The sequence below is a fragment of the Pseudomonas sp. ERMR1:02 genome (assembly GCF_002277815.1).
GTDB lineage: Bacteria > Pseudomonadota > Gammaproteobacteria > Pseudomonadales > Pseudomonadaceae > Aquipseudomonas.
The window spans coordinates 85,603-106,069 of record NZ_NKJI01000013.1; the positions used below are offsets into that span (position 1 = coordinate 85,603).

At 58.5% G+C, this 20,467-nt stretch carries 13 protein-coding genes and 6 pseudogenes; 13 read left to right on the top strand and 6 right to left on the bottom strand.

Features of this window, described 5'->3' with window-relative positions:
- Window positions 1-16: 16 nt before the first annotated feature.
- Window positions 17-397 carry a RidA family protein gene (locus tag CES87_RS21625; RefSeq protein WP_128607707.1) on the top strand — a complete coding sequence of 127 codons (381 nt, stop codon included), beginning with the start codon at window positions 17-19 and terminating at the stop codon, window positions 395-397.
- 130 nt (window positions 398-527) lie between these two features.
- Here the strand turns inward: CES87_RS21625 and CES87_RS21630 are convergent, their stop codons facing one another.
- Entirely contained in the window at window positions 528-1,160 is a 633-nt protein-coding gene (locus CES87_RS21630; protein ID WP_128607708.1) for a response regulator transcription factor, read from the bottom strand.
- Between the two features lie 25 nt (window positions 1,161-1,185).
- Entirely contained in the window at window positions 1,186-2,547 is a 1,362-nt protein-coding gene (locus tag CES87_RS21635) for a cache domain-containing protein (RefSeq protein WP_128607709.1), read from the bottom strand.
- Window positions 2,548-2,845: 298 nt separating this feature from the next.
- Between CES87_RS21635 and CES87_RS21640 the strand changes: the two genes are divergently transcribed.
- The 4 genes and pseudogenes from CES87_RS21640 (at window position 2,846) to CES87_RS21655 (ending at window position 7,109) form a co-directional block, all read left to right on the top strand.
- Window positions 2,846-4,903, top strand: coding sequence for a carbon starvation CstA family protein (locus CES87_RS21640; protein ID WP_128607710.1), 2,058 nt, complete (start codon window positions 2,846-2,848; stop codon window positions 4,901-4,903).
- A 15-nt stretch (window positions 4,904-4,918) separates the two neighbouring features.
- Window positions 4,919-5,116, top strand: a complete 198-nt coding sequence (locus tag CES87_RS21645; protein WP_008051268.1) for a YbdD/YjiX family protein — start codon at window positions 4,919-4,921, stop codon at window positions 5,114-5,116.
- Window positions 5,117-5,225: 109 nt separating this feature from the next.
- A pseudogene (locus CES87_RS21650) lies at window positions 5,226-5,804 on the top strand (hypothetical protein); the annotation flags it as partial.
- A 237-nt stretch (window positions 5,805-6,041) separates the two neighbouring features.
- Window positions 6,042-7,109 carry a GGDEF domain-containing protein gene (locus tag CES87_RS21655; RefSeq protein WP_256591023.1) on the top strand — a complete coding sequence of 356 codons (1,068 nt, stop codon included), beginning with the start codon at window positions 6,042-6,044 and terminating at the stop codon, window positions 7,107-7,109.
- Between the two features lie 134 nt (window positions 7,110-7,243).
- Here CES87_RS21655 and CES87_RS21660 read toward each other — a convergent pair whose 3' ends face one another.
- Both CES87_RS21660 and CES87_RS21665 read right to left on the bottom strand, forming a co-directional pair.
- A complete protein-coding gene (locus CES87_RS21660) occupies window positions 7,244-8,809 on the bottom strand; it encodes an aldehyde dehydrogenase (NADP(+)) (protein WP_128607711.1) in 1,566 nt (521 codons plus the stop codon).
- Window positions 8,806-9,459 carry an isochorismatase family cysteine hydrolase gene (locus tag CES87_RS21665; protein ID WP_128607712.1) on the bottom strand — a complete coding sequence of 218 codons (654 nt, stop codon included), beginning with the start codon at window positions 9,457-9,459 and terminating at the stop codon, window positions 8,806-8,808. The genes CES87_RS21660 and CES87_RS21665 overlap by 4 nt, the downstream gene beginning before the upstream one ends.
- 99 nt (window positions 9,460-9,558) lie before the next feature.
- Between CES87_RS21665 and CES87_RS21670 the strand changes: the two genes are divergently transcribed.
- Together CES87_RS21670 and CES87_RS21675 are read left to right on the top strand one after the other, a co-directional pair.
- Entirely contained in the window at window positions 9,559-10,062 is a 504-nt protein-coding gene (locus CES87_RS21670) for a helix-turn-helix domain-containing protein (RefSeq protein WP_128607713.1), read from the top strand.
- Between the two features lie 252 nt (window positions 10,063-10,314).
- On the top strand, window positions 10,315-10,653 hold the full coding sequence (locus tag CES87_RS21675; protein WP_128607714.1) for a hypothetical protein: 339 nt from the start codon (window positions 10,315-10,317) through the stop codon (window positions 10,651-10,653).
- 286 nt (window positions 10,654-10,939) lie between these two features.
- Here the strand turns inward: CES87_RS21675 and CES87_RS21680 are convergent.
- Window positions 10,940-11,490 (bottom strand): annotated as a pseudogene (locus CES87_RS21680) (TetR/AcrR family transcriptional regulator).
- 139 nt (window positions 11,491-11,629) lie between these two features.
- On the opposite strand from CES87_RS21680, the pseudogene mexE reads away from it, so the two are divergent.
- The 6 genes and pseudogenes from mexE to CES87_RS21710 all read left to right on the top strand — a co-directional run bounded on the left by mexE (window position 11,630) and on the right by CES87_RS21710 (window position 20,236).
- Window positions 11,630-12,886: pseudogene (gene mexE / locus CES87_RS21685) on the top strand (multidrug efflux RND transporter periplasmic adaptor subunit MexE).
- Window positions 12,887-12,898: 12 nt separating this feature from the next.
- Window positions 12,899-16,077 (top strand): annotated as a pseudogene (locus tag CES87_RS21690) (efflux RND transporter permease subunit).
- Window positions 16,074-17,492: an efflux transporter outer membrane subunit gene (locus tag CES87_RS21695; protein WP_128607715.1), complete on the top strand. Its 1,419-nt coding sequence runs from the start codon at window positions 16,074-16,076 to the stop codon at window positions 17,490-17,492. Before CES87_RS21690 ends, CES87_RS21695 begins: the two are co-directional and overlap by 4 nt.
- 499 nt (window positions 17,493-17,991) lie before the next feature.
- A pseudogene (locus CES87_RS21700) lies at window positions 17,992-18,201 on the top strand (DUF6124 family protein); the annotation flags it as partial.
- A gap of 260 nt (window positions 18,202-18,461) precedes the next feature.
- Window positions 18,462-18,728, top strand: a complete 267-nt coding sequence (locus tag CES87_RS21705) for a hypothetical protein (RefSeq protein WP_128607716.1) — start codon at window positions 18,462-18,464, stop codon at window positions 18,726-18,728.
- Between the two features lie 455 nt (window positions 18,729-19,183).
- Window positions 19,184-20,236, top strand: a complete 1,053-nt coding sequence (locus CES87_RS21710) for an ankyrin repeat domain-containing protein (protein WP_128607717.1) — start codon at window positions 19,184-19,186, stop codon at window positions 20,234-20,236.
- 82 nt (window positions 20,237-20,318) lie between these two features.
- Here CES87_RS21710 and CES87_RS21715 read toward each other — a convergent pair.
- Window positions 20,319-20,434: pseudogene (locus tag CES87_RS21715) on the bottom strand (glyoxalase superfamily protein); the annotation flags it as partial.
- Window positions 20,435-20,467 lie beyond the last annotated feature (33 nt).

Sequence of the window (20,467 nt, forward strand, 5' to 3'; positions counted from 1 at the left end):
CAAACAAGAGTCCCCCATGGCAAACCAAGACATCACCTTCACTCCCGATCCCGACCAGGACTCCATCTCCTCCGACGTCGCCGGTTTCAACGGCATCCTGATGTCCACCCAGATCCCGACCCGCGCCGACGGCAGCCTGGAACTGGGCGACATCACCCTGCAGAGCGAGTGCACCCTGCAAGCGCTCAAGGTCGCACTGGAGCGGGCGGGCAGCTCCATGGACCGTGTCATGCACCTGACCATCTACCTCACCGACATGGCCGACCGCGCAGCGTTCAACGAAGTCTACAAACGCTTCTTCGCCAAACCATGGCCGGTTCGCGCCGCAGTGGGCGTGGCATCGCTGGCAGTCGAAGGCATGCGCGTGGAAGTCGTTGCAATGGCGGCCAAGGCCTGACTCCATCGAAACGCACACACACAACCCTGTAGGAGCTGGCTTGCCAGCGAAAGCGGCGTGTCAGTCAATGTTGATGTCGGCTGACACGCCGCCTTCGCTGGCAAGCCAGCTCCTACAAGGGCGTTTTGGTCTAGCGGGAGATGATCCCGTGATCGATCGCGTATTTGACCAGCGCCGCCGGTTTGTCGATGTTGAGCTTGCGGCGGATGCTCAGGCGATGGGTTTCCACCGTGCGTACACTGATGTCCAGTTCCCGGGCCATTTCCTTGTTGTTCAGCCCCTGGGCCATTTTGTACAGCACCTGGCTCTCGCGGGGTGTCAGTTCGTTGTCGGTGCTTTTATCAGCGATGAGCCGCTGGGCGATTTCGGCACTGTAGAAGGTGCCGCCGCTGGTGATGGCTTCGATGGCCGCAATGATTTCCCGTGACGGGGCATTCTTCAGCACATAGCCGCTGGCACCGGATCGGACCGATTCACTCACGTATTCGTAGTTATCGTACATGCTCAGCACCAGCACCTTGAGCGAGGGGTACCGGCTGCGCAGCACGCGGGTCAACTCCAGGCCGTTGATGTCCGGCAGACTGATGTCGACCAGCAACAGGTCTGGCTGGCAACGCCCGACCATCTCGATCGCATCGGCACCGTTTTCGGCTTCGCCCACCACTTCCAGGGGCGCCATGACGGCCAGCAATGCCTTGATTCCATCGCGGACCAGGGAGTGATCGTCGACCAGAGCGACGCGGATCGGGGAAGGCAGGTTCATCGGGGCATTCACTCTTGTTGTCAGGTCAGCGTTTGCCGCCAGGCAGTTTCATCGGCAGCAGAACGTCCAGTTCACTTCGTCCCGGCATTGATACCAGGTCGAACCGGCCGCCGAAATGTTCGACACGTTCACGGATATTACGCAAGCCAATACCGGTGTGACGACGTTCGACCTGGGCGACGTTGAAACCGACGCCGTCATCGACCACCGTCAGGCGTACGTTTTCTTCAGAACCGTGCAGGGTGATGGAGACGTTTTTGGCATGGGCGTGTCGTTCGATATTGGTCAGCCCTTCCTGCACGATGCGAAACAATGACACCGCTGCACCATCGACCAAATGGCAATCGAATTCGTTGTCGTTGTAGGTCACCGTGAGTCCGCTGCGTTGCTCGAATTCTGCGGCCAGCTGGCCGATGGCTGCTTGCAGGCCGAGGGTGTCGAGCAAGGATGAGCGCAAGTCGTGGGACAGGCTGCGCACCTCGCCGATCGCTTCACCCAGGCGTTCGGTTGCGTCTCTTAAAATGCCCAGGCCCTTGTCCTGGCCATTCTCCAATACATGGCTGGCCAGTTCGAACTGGAACTTGATCGAGACCAGCACCTGGCTGATGCCGTCATGCAACTCACGCGAAACCCGTGACCGCTCTTCCTCTTGCAGGCTGACGATGCGTTGGGTCAGGCGCTGCAGTTTTTTGTCCGCCAGGCGATGCTCGCTGACATTCAGGGTCATGCCGGTGGCGAAGACAAACAGCACCGCAACGAGGGCAACCACGGCTATCGCCATCATGGTCTTGCGGATGCCCATGGCGACTTCGGCACGGGCCTGCTGGGTGGCGCGTTCGACGTCCTCAAGATAGATGCCGGTACCGAGCATCCAGCCCCAACGGTCCAGCATCACCACATAGGCGAGCTTGTCGGTCACCTGGCCGGAGGAGGGTTTGTTCCAGGCGTAGCGTTGAAAGCCCTCGCCCGACTGCGCACTTTTGAGCAAGGCCTGAATCACCGGCAGGCCGTGCGGGTCTTTCATGTCCCACAGGTATTGACCCACCAGCTCCGACTGCCGCGCGTGCATCAGGCTGCGGCCTTCGTGGTCGTAGACGAAGAAATAACCGTTGATGCCAAAGCTGAGCTTGCGCAGTTCTTCCAGCACTTGTTGCTGGGCGTGCGCGTCACCGTGGCCGTCGTCGTACAGCGGCTCGATCAGGCTTTTGGCCATTTCGACGTAGTTTTTAAGTTCTGCGCGCTTGCTCGCCAGAATGCTGTCTTCGATCAGTTGCGCCTGTTGATCACCCAGTTGGCGGTTCAGGGAAATCACCAGCGCGCAGATGACGGCAATGGCCAACACCAGCGGCAGAATCCCGAGCGCGACGATCTTGTGTTTGAGCTGCATGTCTACTCCTGCCCGCGCGAAGGGTTGGCATCATATGCCAAAGATACGCCCTGTAGGAGCGAGCTTGCTCGCGAAGGTATTCCAAGCGCTGAGTGGCGTCGGCTGTACCATTTTCGCGAGCAGGCTCGCTCCTACAAGGGACGTACGTGGTATCTACGTAGAACTACGTAGAGGTCACGTACGTAGTAACGCGGATTTATTTGTGGACGCCATGCGCGGATATTGGGCCAGCTCCGCACAGCGGACACAATTATAAAAATTACCGCCGCAGTCACAGGCTGTCGGCAGGAGATCCTCTATGCCCCGTCTGGCTAAACACCTCGCCTGGTTTGCCGTGGCTGTCCTGGGAGCGTTTGCGCTGAGTGTCGTGGCCCTGCGCCGCGGCGAAGCGATCAACGCCCTCTGGATCGTAGTCGCAGCAGTCGCTATCTACCTTGTTGCCTACCGCTACTACAGCCTGTTCATCGCCAATAAAGTGATGCAGCTCGACCCCAATCGAGCGACCCCGGCTGTGCTTAACAACGATGGTCTGGACTACGTACCGACCAACAAACACGTGCTTTTCGGTCACCACTTCGCGGCCATCGCCGGCGCGGGGCCGCTAGTCGGCCCGGTTCTGGCAGCACAGATGGGCTACCTGCCCGGCACGCTGTGGCTGATCGCCGGCGTGGTGCTGGCCGGTGCCGTGCAGGACTTCATGGTCCTGTTCATGTCCACCCGCCGCAACGGCCGTTCCCTCGGTGACATGGTCCGTGAAGAAATGGGCCGCATCCCCGGCACCATCGCGCTGTTTGGCTGCTTCCTGATCATGATCATCATCCTTGCGGTGCTGGCACTGATCGTCGTCAAAGCCCTGGCCGAAAGCCCGTGGGGGATTTTCACGGTGATGGCGACCATCCCGATCGCGATGTTCATGGGCATTTACATGCGCTACATCCGTCCGGGTCGCATCGGTGAAATCTCGGTCATCGGCGTCTTGCTGCTGCTGGGTTCTATCTGGCTCGGCGGGCAGATTGCTGCCGATCCGGTATGGGCCAAGGCCTTTACCTTCACCGGTCTGCAGATCACCTGGATGCTGATCGGCTACGGTTTCGTCGCAGCGGTACTGCCGGTGTGGCTGATCCTGGCGCCGCGTGACTACCTCTCGACCTTCCTGAAAATCGGCACCATCGTCGCTTTGGCGATCGGCATTCTGGTGACCATGCCCGAGCTGAAAATGCCGGCCCTGACCCAGTTCATCGATGGCACCGGCCCGGTATGGAAGGGCGGTATGTTCCCGTTCCTGTTCATCACCATTGCCTGTGGCGCGGTATCGGGTTTCCATGCGCTGATCGCCTCTGGCACCACGCCGAAGTTGCTGGCCAGCGAAGGCCACGCCCGCTACATCGGTTACGGCGGCATGCTGATGGAATCCTTCGTCGCGATCATGGCGATGGTCGCTGCGTCGGTGATCGATCCGGGCGTGTACTTCGCCATGAACAGCCCTGCGGCCGTGGTCGGCGGTGATGCTATTGCCGTCGCACAAACCGTCAGCAGCTGGGGCTTTGCAATCACCCCGGAAGCGCTGCAAGCGGTGGCCCATGACATCGGCGAAACCACCATCCTGGCCCGCGCCGGCGGTGCACCGACCCTGGCGGTCGGTATCGCGCAGATCCTGCACCACGTTCTGCCGGGTGAAAACACCATGGCGTTCTGGTACCACTTTGCGATCCTGTTCGAAGCGCTGTTCATCCTGACCGCAGTCGACGCCGGTACCCGTGCCGGACGTTTCATGCTGCAGGACTTGCTTGGCTCCTTCGTGCCGGCGCTGAAACGCACCGAATCCTGGACCGCCAACCTGATCGCGACCGCGGGCTGCGTGGCGATGTGGGGTTACCTGCTGTACCAGGGCGTGATCGATCCGCTAGGTGGCATTAACACCCTGTGGCCACTGTTCGGTATCTCCAACCAGATGCTGGCCGGTATCGCGCTGATGCTCAGCACGGTCGTGCTGATCAAAATGAAACGCCAGCAATACATCTGGGTGACCTTGCTGCCCGCCGTCTGGCTGCTGATCTGCACCACCACCGCGGGCTTCATCAAGCTGTTCGATGCCAACCCGGCGATCGGCTTCCTGGCCCTGGCCAAGAAGTACAGCGATGCTCTGGCCAACGGTCAGGTGCTTGCACCGGCGAAGAGCATCGATCAGATGCAGCACGTGATCTACAACGCCTACACCAACGCCACGCTGACTGCTTTGTTCCTGTTCGTGGTGTTCAGCATCCTGTTCTTCGCGCTCAAGGTCGGCATCGCCGCCTGGGGCACCAAGGAACGCACGGATAAAGAAGCGCCATTTCAGGCATTGCCAGAAGCTTGATCGAGGATATGCAGCATGTTCAATGACCTGAGTCGCCTCGGTAAATACCTCGGTCAGGCCGCGCGCCTGATGGTGGGGATGCCCGACTACGACAACTATGTCGAGCACATGCAAAGCAAGCATCCGGACAAGCCGGTGATGGACTATGAGGCGTTCTTTCGTGAACGCCAGGAAGCCCGTTATGGCAGCAAGGCTGGACCGAAGTGTTGTTGATTGAATAAAAAAACCCGGCTGAAAAGGCCGGGTTTTTTATTGATTGAACACTTCTGCAAGGCCATTGATTCAAGCCGTTCGGCGATCCGTATCATCAACACATTTACCGCGGTTTCAGCCACACCGTGAGCCGCAGCAAGTCGCGCCCCGCGCGCGCACCACGGCCACCATCGCCTTTCACCGCGACACCTGGGGCTCGAATCTGTATGCACAGACCAACTGGTGGGCGCCGATTTATCCGATCACCGCGGGGCGGACCTTCGCCTTGTATCCGCATCTGTGGCAGCAGCCACTACTCAATTCCAGCGCGGAGTTCGACATGCGCGCGATTCTGCAGCGCTCCCATCGAGACGGTCGCAACGCGGTGGATGCCGATGAAGCCATTCCGCATCTGCTGGAGGTGATTGATCCGGGGCAGGGCGTTGCCGTCGATATCGCACCGGGCAGCCTGATTGCGTTTTCCGGGGCCCACGCCCATGCAGGTGTTGGCAACAGCACCGGGCTGACGCGCATCTCCTTCGAAACCCGCTCTGTTCTGATCGAAGATCTAAGGGGCGGGTTGGGCGCACCCAACGTGGACGGGCGTGCACCGTGGATGACGCCGGGTTTGTTTCGGCGGATGAGCGATGCCAGGCGCTTGAACGAGATTCTGGGGTGCGGGTTTATTCAGCCTTACCTTCGGCCCTGAGGTTGTGATCGTTCCCACGCTCCGCGTGGGAATGCCGCCGGGGACGCTCCGCGTTCCGCTGACGACGCAAGGCTTGAGTCCTGCGCAATGGTGACGCGGAGCGTCACGGGATGCATTCCCACGCGGAGCGTGGGAACGATCAAAATGTTCGATCAAACCGGGATAGCCGTTTGGCAGGCGTATCGGTATGCTCAGCGCACTGTCCAGACGCCAATGATTAACAACCACAGTGATGCCATGAGCCAATCAGACACGCGTGCGAATGTTCTAGCGCTTTATCCGGAAGACTCCCGCGAGGCGGCAGCGCTGCTCAAGCAAGCCATACCCCTGATGGTTCGTCACAACATCCCGCCCAATCCGGTGCATTACGCGCTGTGGTACACCTACAGCAAAGGTCAGGAACCGGAGCTCAATCGTCGTCTGGACCGGGTAGTCAGAGACTTCGACGGTTGCCCGCCGGAGTCCGCGACGAGGCTTTTTCGCGAGTACATCATTCGTGACGAGCTGGAAGACGCTCGCGCGGAACAGCAACAGGTCATCGGTCTGGTCGATGGCATGGAGCGAGATGTCTCGCGCAGTGTGAAAGGCAGTGTCAATTTCCAGCACCGTCTCGGGCAGTGCCTGGAAATGCTTGAGGAGCCGGTCAGCGAGCGCTTGCCGGGCATCTTGAACGAGCTGCAACAGAGCACGCGGCTGATGCAGAGTCAGCAGGAACACTTCCTTTCCCAGCTGCACTCGGCGCAAATCGAGATCAAAACCCTGCGCGACAAACTGGAGCGTGCGCAACAGGCTGCGACGCTGGATGGCTTGACCGAACTCCTCAATCGGACGGCCTTCACACGTTTGCTGGAGCAGGCGTTGGGCAAGGGTTCGCGCAATGTCGCGCTGGTAATGCTGGATATCGATCACTTCAAGCAATTCAACGATCAATACGGGCATCCGCTGGGCGACCGGGTGCTGCAGCATGTCGGTCAGGTGTTGCGCGGAGCGCTGGCGGACAATGCCTTTGCCGGGCGTTATGGCGGCGAGGAGTTTTGCGTGGTGCTTGAAGACTGTGCTGACCTCGACAGTGCCTGCGCCTTCGCCGAGCAGTTGCGTTTGAAGGTCCAGTCGTTGCGGATCAAAGCCCGGGGGACCGACACCGTGCTGGACACCATCACTGCGTCCTTTGGTGTGGCCTTCGTTCAACCGGGCGACAACCTGGAAAGCCTGCTGACCCGTGCTGATGACGGGTTGTATCAGGCCAAGCGCGATGGGCGTAACCAGGTGTGCGCCATTCACAAAGCTGCGGAGCACCAGCGGTAAGCCGCGCAGGCACACATGCCGCCTGCAACCTGTAGGAGCGAGCTTGCTCGCGATGGACGTTAACGATAACGCGCCCTGTCTGAATGACCGCGTTAGCCAAAGTTTTTCGCGAGCGAGCTCGCTCCTACAGGGGTTTATTGACCATCCACGCTACGCGGCACTCCGATAGGATTAAGGTCACGCAGCACTTCAGGCAGCAACCCATCCGGAAAGCCCTGGTAAGTCACCGGCCGCAGAAAACGCTCGATGGAGGTCATGCCCACCGAGGTGAAACGGCTGTCCGACGACGCCGGGAACGGTCCGCCGTGAATGGTGGCGAAGGACACTTCCTGTGGATGGGCGAAAGCATTGACCACAATCCGCCCGGTGCGCCGCTCCAGAACCGGCAGCAAACGTCGCGCCAGTTCCATATCCTCCTCCTCAAGATGCAGTGTCGCGCTGAGCTGGCCGCGCAACGCCCGGGCGACCGCGAACATTTCGGCCTCATCCTTGACCTTCACCAGCAGTGCCGCCGGCCCGAACATTTCATGAGCCAGTGCCGTCTCGGCGAGGAAGCAATGGCCGTCGACTTCAAGCAACGCTGATCGACCATCAAGGTCGGCATGGGCTACCGCGCCAACGGCAACAAGGTTTGCACCCACGCTTTGCAGGTGGTCGAGGCCACTGAGGTAAGCTCCGTGTATCCCCGGCGTCAGCATCGGACGCGCCGGTGCGTCGGTCACACGCTTGACCATGGCGGCGCGCAACGCCTCGAAACCGGCACCTTCGAGCGCGATAAGGATCGCCGGTTTGAGGCAGGCCTGGCCGACATTGACCAGCATGCGCTCGACGAATCCATCACCGATCTGCGCCCCGCGCGCGGCGAGCGCCTGGGGCAGGATGAACGTAGGGTTGACGCTGGTCATCTCGGTAAACACCGGGATCGGGTCCGGGCGCAGTTGCGCGCGGCGATACAGTGCCATGCCGCCCTGTTCGGAGCCTGTGAAGGTCACGGACTTGATCAGCGGGTGGTCGACCAGGGCTTCGCCGATTGCGTTGCCGCCACCGCGTACCATCGAGAACACTCCTTCCGGCAAGCCGCTGTCCTGCACGGCCTGGCGGATGGCGCGGGCCTGGATTTCCGAGGAGCCAGGATGAGCGTTATGAGCCTTGACGATGACCGTCGCGCCCGCCGCCAATGCCGAGGCGGTATCACCGCCGGCGACTGAATAGCTGATGGGGAAATTGCTCGCGCCGAAAACAGCCACCGGACCAATGGCGATTTTCTGCAGGCGGTGATCCATGCGCGGTCGTGGCTGGCGATGGGGCTGTGCCGGATCAATGGCCAGTTGCAGAAAACGTCCTTTGCGAACCACGTCGGCAAACTGGCGGAACTGGGTGGCAGCCTTGGCCGCTTCGCCCTGAAGCTGGGCTTCGGGCAGACCGGTTTCCAGCGCCGTCCGCGCCGCCAGTTCCTTGCTTACGGCATCGAGATTGTCGGCGATGCGCTCAAGGAACGCCGAACGCTCGGCGAGTGAGGTATGGCTGTAATGGTCGAATGCCTCATCGGCGAGGTTCGCCGCCTTGTCGACATCCGCGACGCCACCGAAGGCGAAATCAGGTTCGATAAATTGATTGGTAGCGGGGTTGAGCGCCTTCATCATTCCTTCGCTGGCAGGTACTTCGCTGGCGCCGATCAGGAGGTTTCCGGTCAGTTTCATTTCGCGTCTCCCGAGTTGCCACGGCTCGATTGCTTCAGGGTGGCGATGAGTTCAGCGGTTGTTGCGATGGCGTGTGCGAAAGTCGGACCGTTCAGTTCATGGGCGGCGTGCATCATTTCCGGCTTGAATGCGGCGGTGGCGTCGCGCACCAGGGTGACGTGATAGCCCAGTTCCTGTGCGTAACGGGCGGTGGCCTCGATGCAGGTATTGGCCAGCAGGCCGACGATGATCACGTGGGTGATGCCGTTCTGCTTGAGGCGAAAGTCCAGATCGGTGTTGGCAAAGCCACTCGAGCCCCAATGCTCGGAAACGACAATGTCACCGTCCTTTGGCGCGAAATCGGGGTGCCATTCGCCACCCCATTCGCCTCGAGCGAAGTGATGCATGTGCTGGATCTTGCACTGTGAAGGGCTTGGGTGATCCCAGTTTTCGTAGTCGCCTTTTTCCCAGCGACGGTGCGGTACGATGACCACTGGAATGTCGAGGGCGCGAACGGTGCGGTCGAGGGTTCGCAGGTTGTCGAGCAGTCCGTTTTGCTCGGCGATCGGCTTGATCAAGGGAAAGACCTTGCCGCCTTCGGACAGGAAATCGTTGTAGGGATCGACCAGCAGGTAGGCGGTGCGATCAAGCGGGTAGGCAGCGTTGGACATGACGAATTCTCCAGAAATGTTGGCTGACCTGTGCCGTGGACTTGCCCTGGCATGGTGTTGGTATGATAATCATAGTTACTATGAAAGAGGCAAGCCTGCATGGCAGTAAAAAAGAGTAGTCCTGAAACCTTGTGCCCGATTGCACGGGCCGAGGACGTCGTCGGAGACCGATGGACGGTGTTGGTGCTGCGCGAATTGTTCATGCGCAATCATCGTTACGACGAGATTCAGGCGCAGACCGGAGGCACGCCGCAGATGGTCGCGGCACGCCTGAAAAGTCTGGAGGCGGATGGGATGGTCGAGCGCCGCGCCTACAACGAGCGGCCGCTGCGCTACGAGTACCACCTGAGCGCCAAAGGCGAGGCGTTTTATTCGGTGGTGCTTGCGCTGCGCGCGTGGGGGGAAACCTGGTGCAAATCGGCGGAGGAGGGGTTGGCGGTGCGTTATACCCACCAGACCTGTGGGCACCTCGCCGGACTTGGACCGCTTTGTGAACATTGCGGCGAGGTGTTGCGTCGTGAAGAGTTGATCAGTGAGCCTTCAGAGGCTTATGCCCAGGAGCGATTGGCGCGTCGCGAGGCTTTCAAGGGTAAATCTGAGTGAAAACCCACTCCCCTGTAGGAGCGAGCCGGCTCCGGGCGGCGTTCCGACGATGGACGCCAACGATAACGCGCCCTGCCTGAATGATCGCGGTGTCCCGACGTTTTTCGCGAGCGGGCTCGCTCCTACAGGGGTAGGTTTGAGCTCATAACTATTCGTTCGAGTAATAGTGACAATCACCGATCACAAGTTTTGCTGCATGCGGCAAACAAGGAAAATCGCGCCCAACTAAAACCCTTTCCAGGAACCGGCGCGATGAACATTCATACCCGACTGGCTTTTGCCGCATCCTTGCTGTTGTCGGGCTGTGCCTCCACGCCAAACGACCCGACACTGACTTTGCAGACGAAAAAGGCTCCCGCCGACTTTGCGCATTGCGTTTTACCTAAACTGCAGGAAGATTCGCTGCACGCGACCCTATCGGAAACCCAACGCAGTTACCGGATCGTGGTTTCAAGCAAAGTCGCTGCAAACGATGTGCTCGAAGCCTACAAGGCGTCGGACGGCGGCAAGGTGTTCTTGTACGAGCGCACACTTCTGGCATCGACCTTCGGGCCTTCGCAACTCGAACGCGCTGCCCAGGAATGCCTGTAATCGACGAACAACGTGTAGCAGCTGTCGAGCCCCAGCGAGGCTGCGACCGGCTTCTGCGAACAGAACGATCAGGCGATCCGCAGCCTGCTCGATCAGTCGGTGCAACTGCGCGATCAGGCCGGGTCGCTTAGCCAGCAACTGACGCAATTCAGGGATTGAAATTGACCGCCTCTGTAGGAGCGATGCTTGCTCGCGATGGACGTCAACGATAACGCCTGCTGTCTGAATGACCGCGTTGTCTGGACGTTTTTCGCGAGCAAGCATCGCTCCTAAAGGTTTAGCGCCTTCAGGTCTGCCAGCCGTTGATCACCGACGTCAAAATCTGCTTCGCCAACTCAGGCTTGTCCACCGCACGGGCGATGACCATGGCCCCTGCAATTGATGCAATGACCTGCTGCGCTTGCTGAAGTTTTCCTCCTGTGTTGCGCCTTCTACCAAGGGCATCAGTATTTCAATCAAGCGCTCGACGCCCTGGGTGAAAGACTGACTGACGCTTCCGCCAGTGCGGGCTACATCGACCGCCAGCGCCGGGATCGGGCAACCCTCGGTCCAGTTGTCCAGGTGCTTTTGGGTCAGATAACGCCCCACCATTTCCGGAATCGATTTGGCGTCTTGCCAGTTTCGTAGAGTGGTTTCGAACGTTCGGGTGACGGCCTCCGACGCCAGCTGTTCCTTGCCGCCGGGAAACTGCCCGTAAAACCCGCCGTGGGTCAGTCCGACCGAACGTGATAGCTCGCCGATCCCGATCCCGTCGATGCCTTTTTCGCGGTACAGCCGGGACGCAGCCGTGAGGATGGCTTCTTTATTGGCTGCCGCCTTTTCTTTCGTGACTTTCATCAGATGCTCCTGTGGCCAGGTAAAGCCGGTCGTCGCCGAGAAGCTTGTAATGATTATGGTCGTAATATATTGTCGGCGCAATACATGATGATCGTCATTAATAGATGACTTCCCCTAAACCGTCTGGCGGACACTACCCATGGATCAGTCACTCAAAGCTTTTCGTTATCCGATTGCCGCATTGGCGCTCACGATGCTCACCGCTTGCGAACGTGCGCCCGTAGCCGCCAATGCTCCGGCGCGCCGCACGTCACGGTGGCAAAGGTTATCGAGCAGCCCATCACTGAGTGGGATGAGGTCACCGCGCGACTTGAAGCTCCGGAAACCGTCGAGGTTCGCCCGCGTGTGTCGGGGCAGATCGAACAGGTCGCCTTTACCGATGGCGCGCTGGTGAAGAAGGGCGATCTGTTGTTCCAGATCGATCCACGGCCGTTCGAACACGAAGTGCATCGTTTCGAAGCCCAGCTGCAACAAGCCCGGGCCACGCTGGTTCGCACCACCAATGAAGCGCAACGCGGGCAGCGCTTGCTCGGCAGCAACGCGATTTCCGCCGAGCTCGCCGACACCCGCACGACCACCGCGCAAGAAGCCAAGGCCGGCGTCGATGCCATCCAGGCGCAGCTCGATCTGGCACGCCTGAACCTGAGCTTCACCCGCGTCACCGCGCCGATCACCGGCCGAGTCAGCCGCGCTGAAATCACCGCCGGCAACATCGTCACCGCCGACACCACGGCGCTGACCAGCGTGGTCTCCACCGACAAGGTCTACGCCTACTTCGATGCCGACGAGCGCCTGTTCCTCAAATACAACCAGCTCTCACGCCAGGGCCAGCGCGGCCAGACCACGCCTGTGTACATGGGCCTGTCGAACGAGGAGGGCAACAGTCACCTGGGGCAGATGAACTTCGTCGACAACCGGGTCAATCCCAAGACCGGCACCATTCGCGGCCGCGCGGTGTTCGACAACGCCGACGGCCAATACACCCCGGGTTTGTATGCGCGCTTGAAACTGGTGGGCAGCGCCGGCTATGCCGGTCTGCTAATCAAGGACGAAGCGGTGGCACCGATCTGGGCAAGAAGTTCGTGCTAGTGGTCGATCAGGACAACAAGGCGGTGTACCGCAGCGTCGATCTGGGACCGAAGCTTGAAGGCCTGCGCATCGTGCGCAGTGGCCTGCAGAAAGAGGACCGCATCGTCATCAATGGTCTGCAACGGGTCCGTCCCGGCGCCGTGGTCGCCCGCAGGATGCACCCATGGCCGATCCGGATACCGTCGCGACTCTGACCCGCCAGCGGCAGGCGATCGAGGCCGGCAATCAACCGGCAATCCAGGCCCCGGCCTCCGTGAAATCACCCGCGCTGGTGAAAACGGATGCTGCGATTACACCTCGCGGATAAGGGAGCACCGACATGAAATTCTCTCAGTTCTTTATCACGCGACCGATATTCGCAGCAGTGCTGTCGCTGCTGATCCTGATCGCCGGCGCCATCTCGCTGTTCCAACTGCCGATCAGCGAATACCCCGAAGTGGTTCCACCCACCGTAGTGGTTCACGCCAACTATCCGGGGGCCAACCCCAAGGTCATCGGCGAGACCGTGGCCGCGCCGCTGGAACAGGCGATCACTGGCGTCGAAAACATGTTGTACATGTCTTCGCAGTCGACGGCGGATGGCCGCTTGACCCTCACCGTGACCTTCGCTTTGGGCACCGATCTGGATAACGCTCAGGTCCAGGTTCAAAACCGTGTGACCCGCACCGAGCCCAAACTGCCGGAAGAAGTCACGCGCATCGGCATCACCGTCGACAAGGCTTCACCCGAGCTGACGATGGTTGTGCACTTGACCTCGCCTGAAAAGCGCTACGACATGCTGTACCTGTCCAATTACGCGATCCTCAACGTCAAGGATGAGCTGACTCGCCTGAACGGTATCGGGGACGTAAAGATGTTCGGCATCGGCGACTACTCGCTGCGTATCTGGCTCGATCCGAACAAGACCGCTTCACGCAACCTGACCGCGACAGATGTAGTCAACGCGGTGCGTGAACAGAACCGTCAGGTCGCAGCCGGGCAATTGGGTTCGCCCCTGCGCCCAATGCCACCAGCTTTCAGATGTCGATCAACTCCCAGGGTCGCCTGGTCAGCGAAGAAGAGTTTGAAAACGTGATCGTGCGCAGTGGCCCGGACGGCGAGATCACTCGCCTCAAAGACATTGCCCGGATTGAACTGGGTTCTAATCAATACGCCTTGCGCGCCTTGCTCAACAACCAGGAAGCGGTGGCGATGCCGATCTTCCAGCGCCCCGGCTCCAATGCGATCGACGTCTCCGACCAGGTAAGAGAGACGATGGCCAGGCTCAAGAAGAACTTCCCGCAAGGCATGGATTACGAGATCGTCTACGACCCGACCATCTTCGTTCGCAGTTCGATTGAAGCGGTGGTGCACACGCTGTTCGAAGCACTGATTCTGGTAGTGCTGGTGGTGATCCTGTTCCTGCAAACCTGGCGCGCCTCGATCATTCCGTTGGTGGCGGTGCCGGTGTCGCTGATCGGTACGTTTGCCGTGATGCACCTGTTCGGCTTCTCGCTGAATGCCTTGTCGCTGTTCGGTCTGGTACTGGCGATCGGCATCGTCGTCGACGATGCGATCGTGGTGGTGGAGAACGTCGAGCGAAACATCGAATCCGGACTGGAGCCGGTCGAGGCGACCAAGAAAGCCATGGGCGAGGTGACCGGCCCGATCATCGCCACGGCGTTGGTGCTGTGTGCGGTGTTCGTGCCGGCGGCGTTCATCTCCGGCCTGACAGGACAGTTCTATAAACAGTTCGCGTTAACCATTGCCATCTCCACGGTGATCTCGGCATTCAACTCCCTGACCTTGTCGCCAGCTTTGGCGGCGGTGTTGCTCAAGGCCCATGGCGCGCCAAAAGATCGTTTCTCCAAAGTGCTTGATCGCATGCTGGGCGGCTGGCTGTTCAAGCCGTTCAACCGTTTCTTCGAAAAGGCCAGCCATGGCTATGTGGTTGGCGTGGGCAAGATCATTCGGGGCAGCAGCGTGGCCTTGCTGGTCTATGCCGGGCTGATCGCCATGACCTACATAGGCTTCAGCACCACGCCGACCGGCTTCGTGCCGACCCAGGACAAAAAGTACCTGGTGACCTTTGCCCAGTTGCCGGATGCCGCGAGTCTTGATCGCACCGAATCGGTGATCCGCCGCATGAGCACCATCGCCATGAACGAGCCGGGTTTCGACAGCGCCGTGGCATTCCCCGGGCTGTCGATTAACGGCTTCACCAACAGCCCGAACGCCGGCATTGCCTTCATCGGCTTGCGCCCATTCGACGAGCGCAAAGACCCAAGCCTGTCCGCCGGGGCAATTTCCGCCTCGCTCAACGCTAAGTTCGGTGGCATTCAGGACGCCTACATTGCCGTGTTCCCGCCACCACCGGTGCAGGGCCTGGGAACCATCGGCGGCTTCCGTCTGCAGATCGAAGACCGGGGCAACCTGGGGTATGACGAGCTTTATAAAGAGACGATGAACATCATCGACAAGAGTCGCAGCGTGCCGGAACTGACCCACCTGTTTACCAGCTACACCGTTAACGTGCCGCAGGTCGAAGCCGCTATTGACCGGGAAAAAGCCAAGACTCACGGCGTGAAGATCAACGATATTTTCGACACTTTGCAGGTGTACCTGGGCTCGCTTTATGCCAACGACTTCAACCGTTTTGGCCGGACCTATCAGGTCAATGTGCAGGCCGAGCAACAGTTCCGCCAGGAGCCGGAGCAGATCGGTCAGTTGAAGGTGCGCAATGACCGCGGCGAGATGATTCCGCTGGCGACCTTCGTCAAGGTCAGCCCGACGTCAGGCCCTGATCGGGTCTCGCACTACAACGGTTTCCTCACTGCAGAAATCAACGGCAGCGCAGCCCCCGGCTATAGCTCTGGCCAGGCCCAGGCCGCCATTGAAAAACTGCTGAAAGAGGAACTGCCCAACGGCATGACCTACGAGTGGACCGATCTTACCTACCAGCAAATTCTGTCCGGCAATACTGCGTTGCTGGTGTTCCCGCTCTGCGTGCTGTTGGCTTTCCTGGTGCTGGCGGCGTTGTACGAGAGTTGGAGCCTGCCGCTGGCGGTGATCCTGATCGTACCGATGACCCTGTTGTCGGCGATTGCCGGGGTGATCATTTCCAAGGGCGACAACAACATCTTCACCCAGATCGGCCTGATCGTTCTGGTCGGCCTGGCCTGCAAAAACGCGATCCTGATCGTCGAGTTCGCCAAGGACAAACAGGACCAGGGCCTGTCGCCGCTGGACGCCGTACTGGAGGCTTGCCGCATGCGTCTGCGGCCGATCCTGATGACCTCGTTCGCTTTCATCATGGGCGTGATCCCGCTGGTGACGTCCAGCGGCGCAGGTTCCGAGATGCGCCGGGCCATGGGCGTGGCGGTGTTCTCCGGGATGCTCGGCGTGACCTTCTTCGGCCTGCTGCTGACACCGGTGTTCTTCGTTCTGATTCGCCGCTATATCGAACGCAAGCATGCTCGCAAGCAAACCCACGCGCTGAACCTGGAGGTGCAACCATGAACGCTCTGAAGCTCTTTTTACCCAGCCTTCTGGTGACCGCGCTGGCCGCCTGCACGGTGGGGCCGGACTACAAGACACCGGACACCGCGCCTGCGCATATCACCTCGATTCAGTCAGCCAAGTACGATCAGTCGCGATTCGAAACGGTGTGGTGGCAGCAATTCGACGACCCCACGCTGAACCAATTGGTCAGCAAATCCCTTCAGGGCAACCGCGATCTGCGCGTGGCGTTTGCCCGCTGGAAAGCCGCACGGGCTATTCGCGACGACATCAGCAACGACAACCTGCCGGTGGTCACCAGTCGCGTCAGCAGTCTGCAAGGTAAATCGCAGGTACCGGGCCTGACCGAGAGTCGGGTGAATACCGAGCGCTATGATCTGGGGCTGGACATGGCTTGGGAAATCGACCTGTTCGGACGTATTCAGCGTGCGCTTGAGTCGAGCGACGCCCGGGAAGGCGCGGCGGCGGCGGATCTGTATCAGCTGCGGGTGACGATGATTGCAGAGTTGGTCGATGCCTATGGGCAACTGCGAGGTGCACAACTGCGGGAAAAAATCGCCCTGGCCAACCTGAAGAATCAGAACGATTCACGCAGCGTGACGGTTAGTCTGCGCGATGCCGGCGTTGGCAACGAACTCGATGTAGTGCGCGCCGACGCGCGTCTGGCCGCTGTCGAAGCGAGCGTGCCGCAACTGCAAGCGGAACAGGTCCGGCAGAAAAACCGCATTGCTACTTTGCTCGGTGAGCGTGCGGACCAATTGAGCGTGTCATTGAGCCCGGCGGACCTGCCGGCCATCGCCAAGGCGCTGCCAATCGGTGATCCTGCCGAACTGCTGCGCCGGCGCCCCGATGTGTTGGCGGCGGAACGCAGACTCGCCGCCGCTACAGCGGACGTCGGCGTGGCCACCGCCGACCTGTTTCCCCGGGTCAGCCTGAGCGGTTTCCTTGGCTTCACCGCCGGACGCGGTTCGCAAATCGGCTCCGCCGCAGCCAGAGCCTGGAGCCTTGGCCCGAGCATTACCTGGGCAGCGTTTGATCTGGGTAGCGTGCGAGCACGCATTCGTGGCGCGGATGCAGACGCCGAAGGCGCCTTGGCCACCTATGAACAGCAAGTGCTGCTGGCGTTGGAAGAGTCGGAGAATGCGTTTAGTGATTATGGGAAACGGCAGCAGAGGTTGCTGTCGTTGATCAAGCAAAGTGAGTCGAGCAGGGCGGCGGCTGATCTGGCGGGTATCCAATACAAGGCAGGATCGGTTGATTATCTGGTGTTGCTCGATGCCGAGCGGGAGCGGTTGAATGCGGAGGATGCGCAGGCCCAAGGTGAAATCGATCAATACCGGGGCATCGTCGCAATCTATAAGGCGTTGGGAGGAGGGTGGGACAGCGGTGGCAACAAGGTTGCGGCCAGGAACTGAGGCCGAACGATACATTGATTTAATGTAGGAGCGAGCATGCTCGCGAAAACCAACGGGCGCCGCTGGGCATCTGGTTTTGCGCGTTATCGTTCAATATCTTCGCGAGCGAGCTCGCTCCTACAATCTGTTTTAAACGTCTTTTGCAGTGCGTGTTTAAGCGCCCTCAAGATCATTTCCTGAAAGCCACAAAACCTTGCGCCGTTGCCTACCGTTACGCCAGAATCCGCCGGCTTGTGCGCCTTGGGGCCGCTCGGTAACTTGATTCGTGTCACTGCCCATCAGTGATCGGGTTTCGCAGCCTGGTAATCTCTAGACGCACAACGTCTCCCATCCGTGAGCAGACTCTTCGTTAGGTCTGTCACTCATGTCATGGCGGCTGTGCGTGGGAGACCTTAGGGTCTGCCGGGTTCCTAGAGTCCTGGTCTGCGAACCCGCGTACAGTTGCCACCTTATTTTCGTTTCGCAGCGAATGGTGGCAGCTCCATCTCTCTAGGAGTTTACAATATTTACCGTGGACCCAGAACTCACGACCGAATCCCTGATGGTTTATCTGGTCGAAACGCTGGCCTCGGTCGATGTGATGGTTCATCAGTTGGTGGATCTTCTGGACGGTGGATCGCGCAATGCGCTGCTGGGGATTTCCAACAGTGTGATGCTGGCGGAGATCACAGCGAATCGGGTGCTGGATCAGATTGATCCTGTTGAGTAGGTAAAAGGGACATCCATTAGTCTGTTTGGAAATCGGCTAATGGGTGTCCTCGTTGCTCCACGCTCCAGCGGTCTGTAGGAATCGGCTTCGTTGCGTTGCAGAAATTTCCTAATCGCACCAGATGTCCCAGCCGTTGGGATTGCTGGAGGTAAGCGTTCCGCCGTCTTATTCGTCGTCGCTCCAATTTTCGCTCTGCTCAGTGCATTTGCCGCGAGGAGAGGGAGGGGCAATTTGATCAGATGACAATAAGGACGTCGCAAATGAAAGCATCTCTGCACCCTTTGTATACCAACGAAGTCTCACCAGAATTTCTCCGCAGTCTGGACAACTTGCTCGATGCCAAGACGGCGGGGATCGCCACTACAGCAGGCCACGAGAGTATTCATCTGGCGCTGATCGGTAGTCGCCTGCGCAATGGCGACGAGATCATTCATACATTGCAAGGCGGTGTCTTGTACGTGGTGGGTGAAGGTGTACCCCTGGCAGATGATTTTCTGCCCTCCAACGAGGGAGGCGAAAACCAATGACCAATGGGTATTTCATTGGCCTGCATGACAGAGCGAAAAGGGGACGCGAAAAGGTGCGAAAAGTGCGAAAAGGGGACGAATCTATTTATTCTTTGGAGCAAAGAAATAAATCCGTGCCCATTTTTCTGTCTCCATTTTTCCACATTTTTTAAAATAAATTTGTTGGGAGGAGGGTGGGACAGCGGTGGCAACAAGGTTGCGGCCAAGAACTGAGGTCTGACGATTTCAAGGGCCTGTCGGAGAGGTTGGCTGCCAACTATTGGGTCGCGTTGCCGCTTTCTGTAGGAGCGAGCCTGCTCGCGAAAAACCAACAGACGCCGCTGGGTATCTGGTTTTACGCGTGATCGTTCAAGACCGCAATTAATTGTATGAGGATGTTTGCAATCTCTATGTATCGCAATAAATCGATGTACCCTCCCGGCTACTTTTATTTATTGTAATACATAAGGATTTTTATGCCCGTCACCGCAATCGGAGCACAGCCGGTCCCGCAATTCCCCGAAGTACACAACAATTTTTCATCCAGTAGATTGTCCAGTGGGCTTGGCGGTACGAGTAACATACCGGAAGAAATTACTCCCTTAGTAGCACCACTAAAACAAACAGGCGGCATGCTCAACAGGAACCACATAGATTGGTTCAAAGCGGTGATGGCAAATGATGTTGAAATGATCAAGAGGCTGATCAAGAACGGCGCAAATGTCAATGAGAAAGGTCCTAATGGTCTAACTGCTCTAGTGCATGTTCTGTTTGGAAACCTTGATGGGGAGCCAAATTTCGAACTGGCCTTGGAGTTGTTTCAAGCAGAAAATCTAAAGATAAATAAAAGTAATGCTGGGCAATTTTTCAGTACATTGCTGGTGTTAAAGCAATATCAAGACAGAAAAAATCTCCTTGAACAGTATAAAAAAATAATCGGGAGAGAGCCGGGTCTTAATAAACATATCGAAAAAGTCAATTCGGAGCTCGATGTTGTTAGCGAGTTCTACACGACAAAGGAGACGGAGAAATGGCAAGCCGCCTCCGGTAACGTTATTAATCAACCTCAACTAACCGAGATACAAAAAAACTGGTTTTATGCTATTCAAAATTTGGACTTGCACACAATAAGTAAACTGATTCAATTCCCGCATAATGTCAACCTGGCGGATCACCTTGGTCGCACAGCCTTGTGGTTTGCCGCATATAGAGGGGATGTTGCACTTCTTGAAATTTTGCTCGCTTCTGATGGGCTCACTATCAATAAGGAAACCGCTGGCGAGTTTTACATCGAGTTGTCAGTATTACGAGACTGTTTAAACTCTGGAAATATTGAGAAGGAAGAAATCCGTAAGGCGCTAAAAAAGCTGACTACCGAACCCTATCCGAGTGTTATTGGTCCATTTCTTACAAAGGTGGGTGGAGTATCCCCCTCCAATACTTCCATGATCAATCGATTCGCAGGCGCTTTCATCGGAGCATTTTGTGCAAGTTCTCTGGGTGGGGCAATGCGCGCATTTAGGAGCTGAGTGGGGGACGGATCTATTTTCGATACCCGATGCTGCAATCCAACCCAATGCGGACTGGGTCACCCCAGTCCGCACAACAGAATCAGCTCTGACAAAACCGGATCGGGTTCCCGAACGGGTCGTAGACTTCAAGGACTTTCCCTAACCCTGCTCAACAATATCCGGTCGTCCGTATCCGTAGCGCTTGCCATGTAATTCGCATCCGGAAACCCATAGAGCCACTGAAAATGG

What these genes read in the sequence shown, in the direction of transcription:
- CES87_RS21625 (WP_128607707.1), top strand. Translation starts at nt 17, where the DNA reads ATGGCAAACCAAGACATCACCTTCACTCCCGATCCCGACCAGGACTCC.
- CES87_RS21630 (WP_128607708.1), bottom strand. Translation starts at nt 1,160, where the DNA reads ATGAACCTGCCTTCCCCGATCCGCGTCGCTCTGGTCGACGATCACTCC.
- CES87_RS21635 (WP_128607709.1), bottom strand. Translation starts at nt 2,547, where the DNA reads ATGCAGCTCAAACACAAGATCGTCGCGCTCGGGATTCTGCCGCTGGTG.
- CES87_RS21640 (WP_128607710.1), top strand. Translation starts at nt 2,846, where the DNA reads ATGCCCCGTCTGGCTAAACACCTCGCCTGGTTTGCCGTGGCTGTCCTG.
- CES87_RS21645 (WP_008051268.1), top strand. Translation starts at nt 4,919, where the DNA reads ATGTTCAATGACCTGAGTCGCCTCGGTAAATACCTCGGTCAGGCCGCG.
- CES87_RS21655 (WP_256591023.1), top strand. Translation starts at nt 6,042, where the DNA reads ATGAGCCAATCAGACACGCGTGCGAATGTTCTAGCGCTTTATCCGGAA.
- CES87_RS21660 (WP_128607711.1), bottom strand. Translation starts at nt 8,809, where the DNA reads ATGAAACTGACCGGAAACCTCCTGATCGGCGCCAGCGAAGTACCTGCC.
- CES87_RS21665 (WP_128607712.1), bottom strand. Translation starts at nt 9,459, where the DNA reads ATGTCCAACGCTGCCTACCCGCTTGATCGCACCGCCTACCTGCTGGTC.
- CES87_RS21670 (WP_128607713.1), top strand. Translation starts at nt 9,559, where the DNA reads ATGGCAGTAAAAAAGAGTAGTCCTGAAACCTTGTGCCCGATTGCACGG.
- CES87_RS21675 (WP_128607714.1), top strand. Translation starts at nt 10,315, where the DNA reads ATGAACATTCATACCCGACTGGCTTTTGCCGCATCCTTGCTGTTGTCG.
- CES87_RS21695 (WP_128607715.1), top strand. Translation starts at nt 16,074, where the DNA reads ATGAACGCTCTGAAGCTCTTTTTACCCAGCCTTCTGGTGACCGCGCTG.
- CES87_RS21705 (WP_128607716.1), top strand. Translation starts at nt 18,462, where the DNA reads ATGAAAGCATCTCTGCACCCTTTGTATACCAACGAAGTCTCACCAGAA.
- CES87_RS21710 (WP_128607717.1), top strand. Translation starts at nt 19,184, where the DNA reads ATGCCCGTCACCGCAATCGGAGCACAGCCGGTCCCGCAATTCCCCGAA.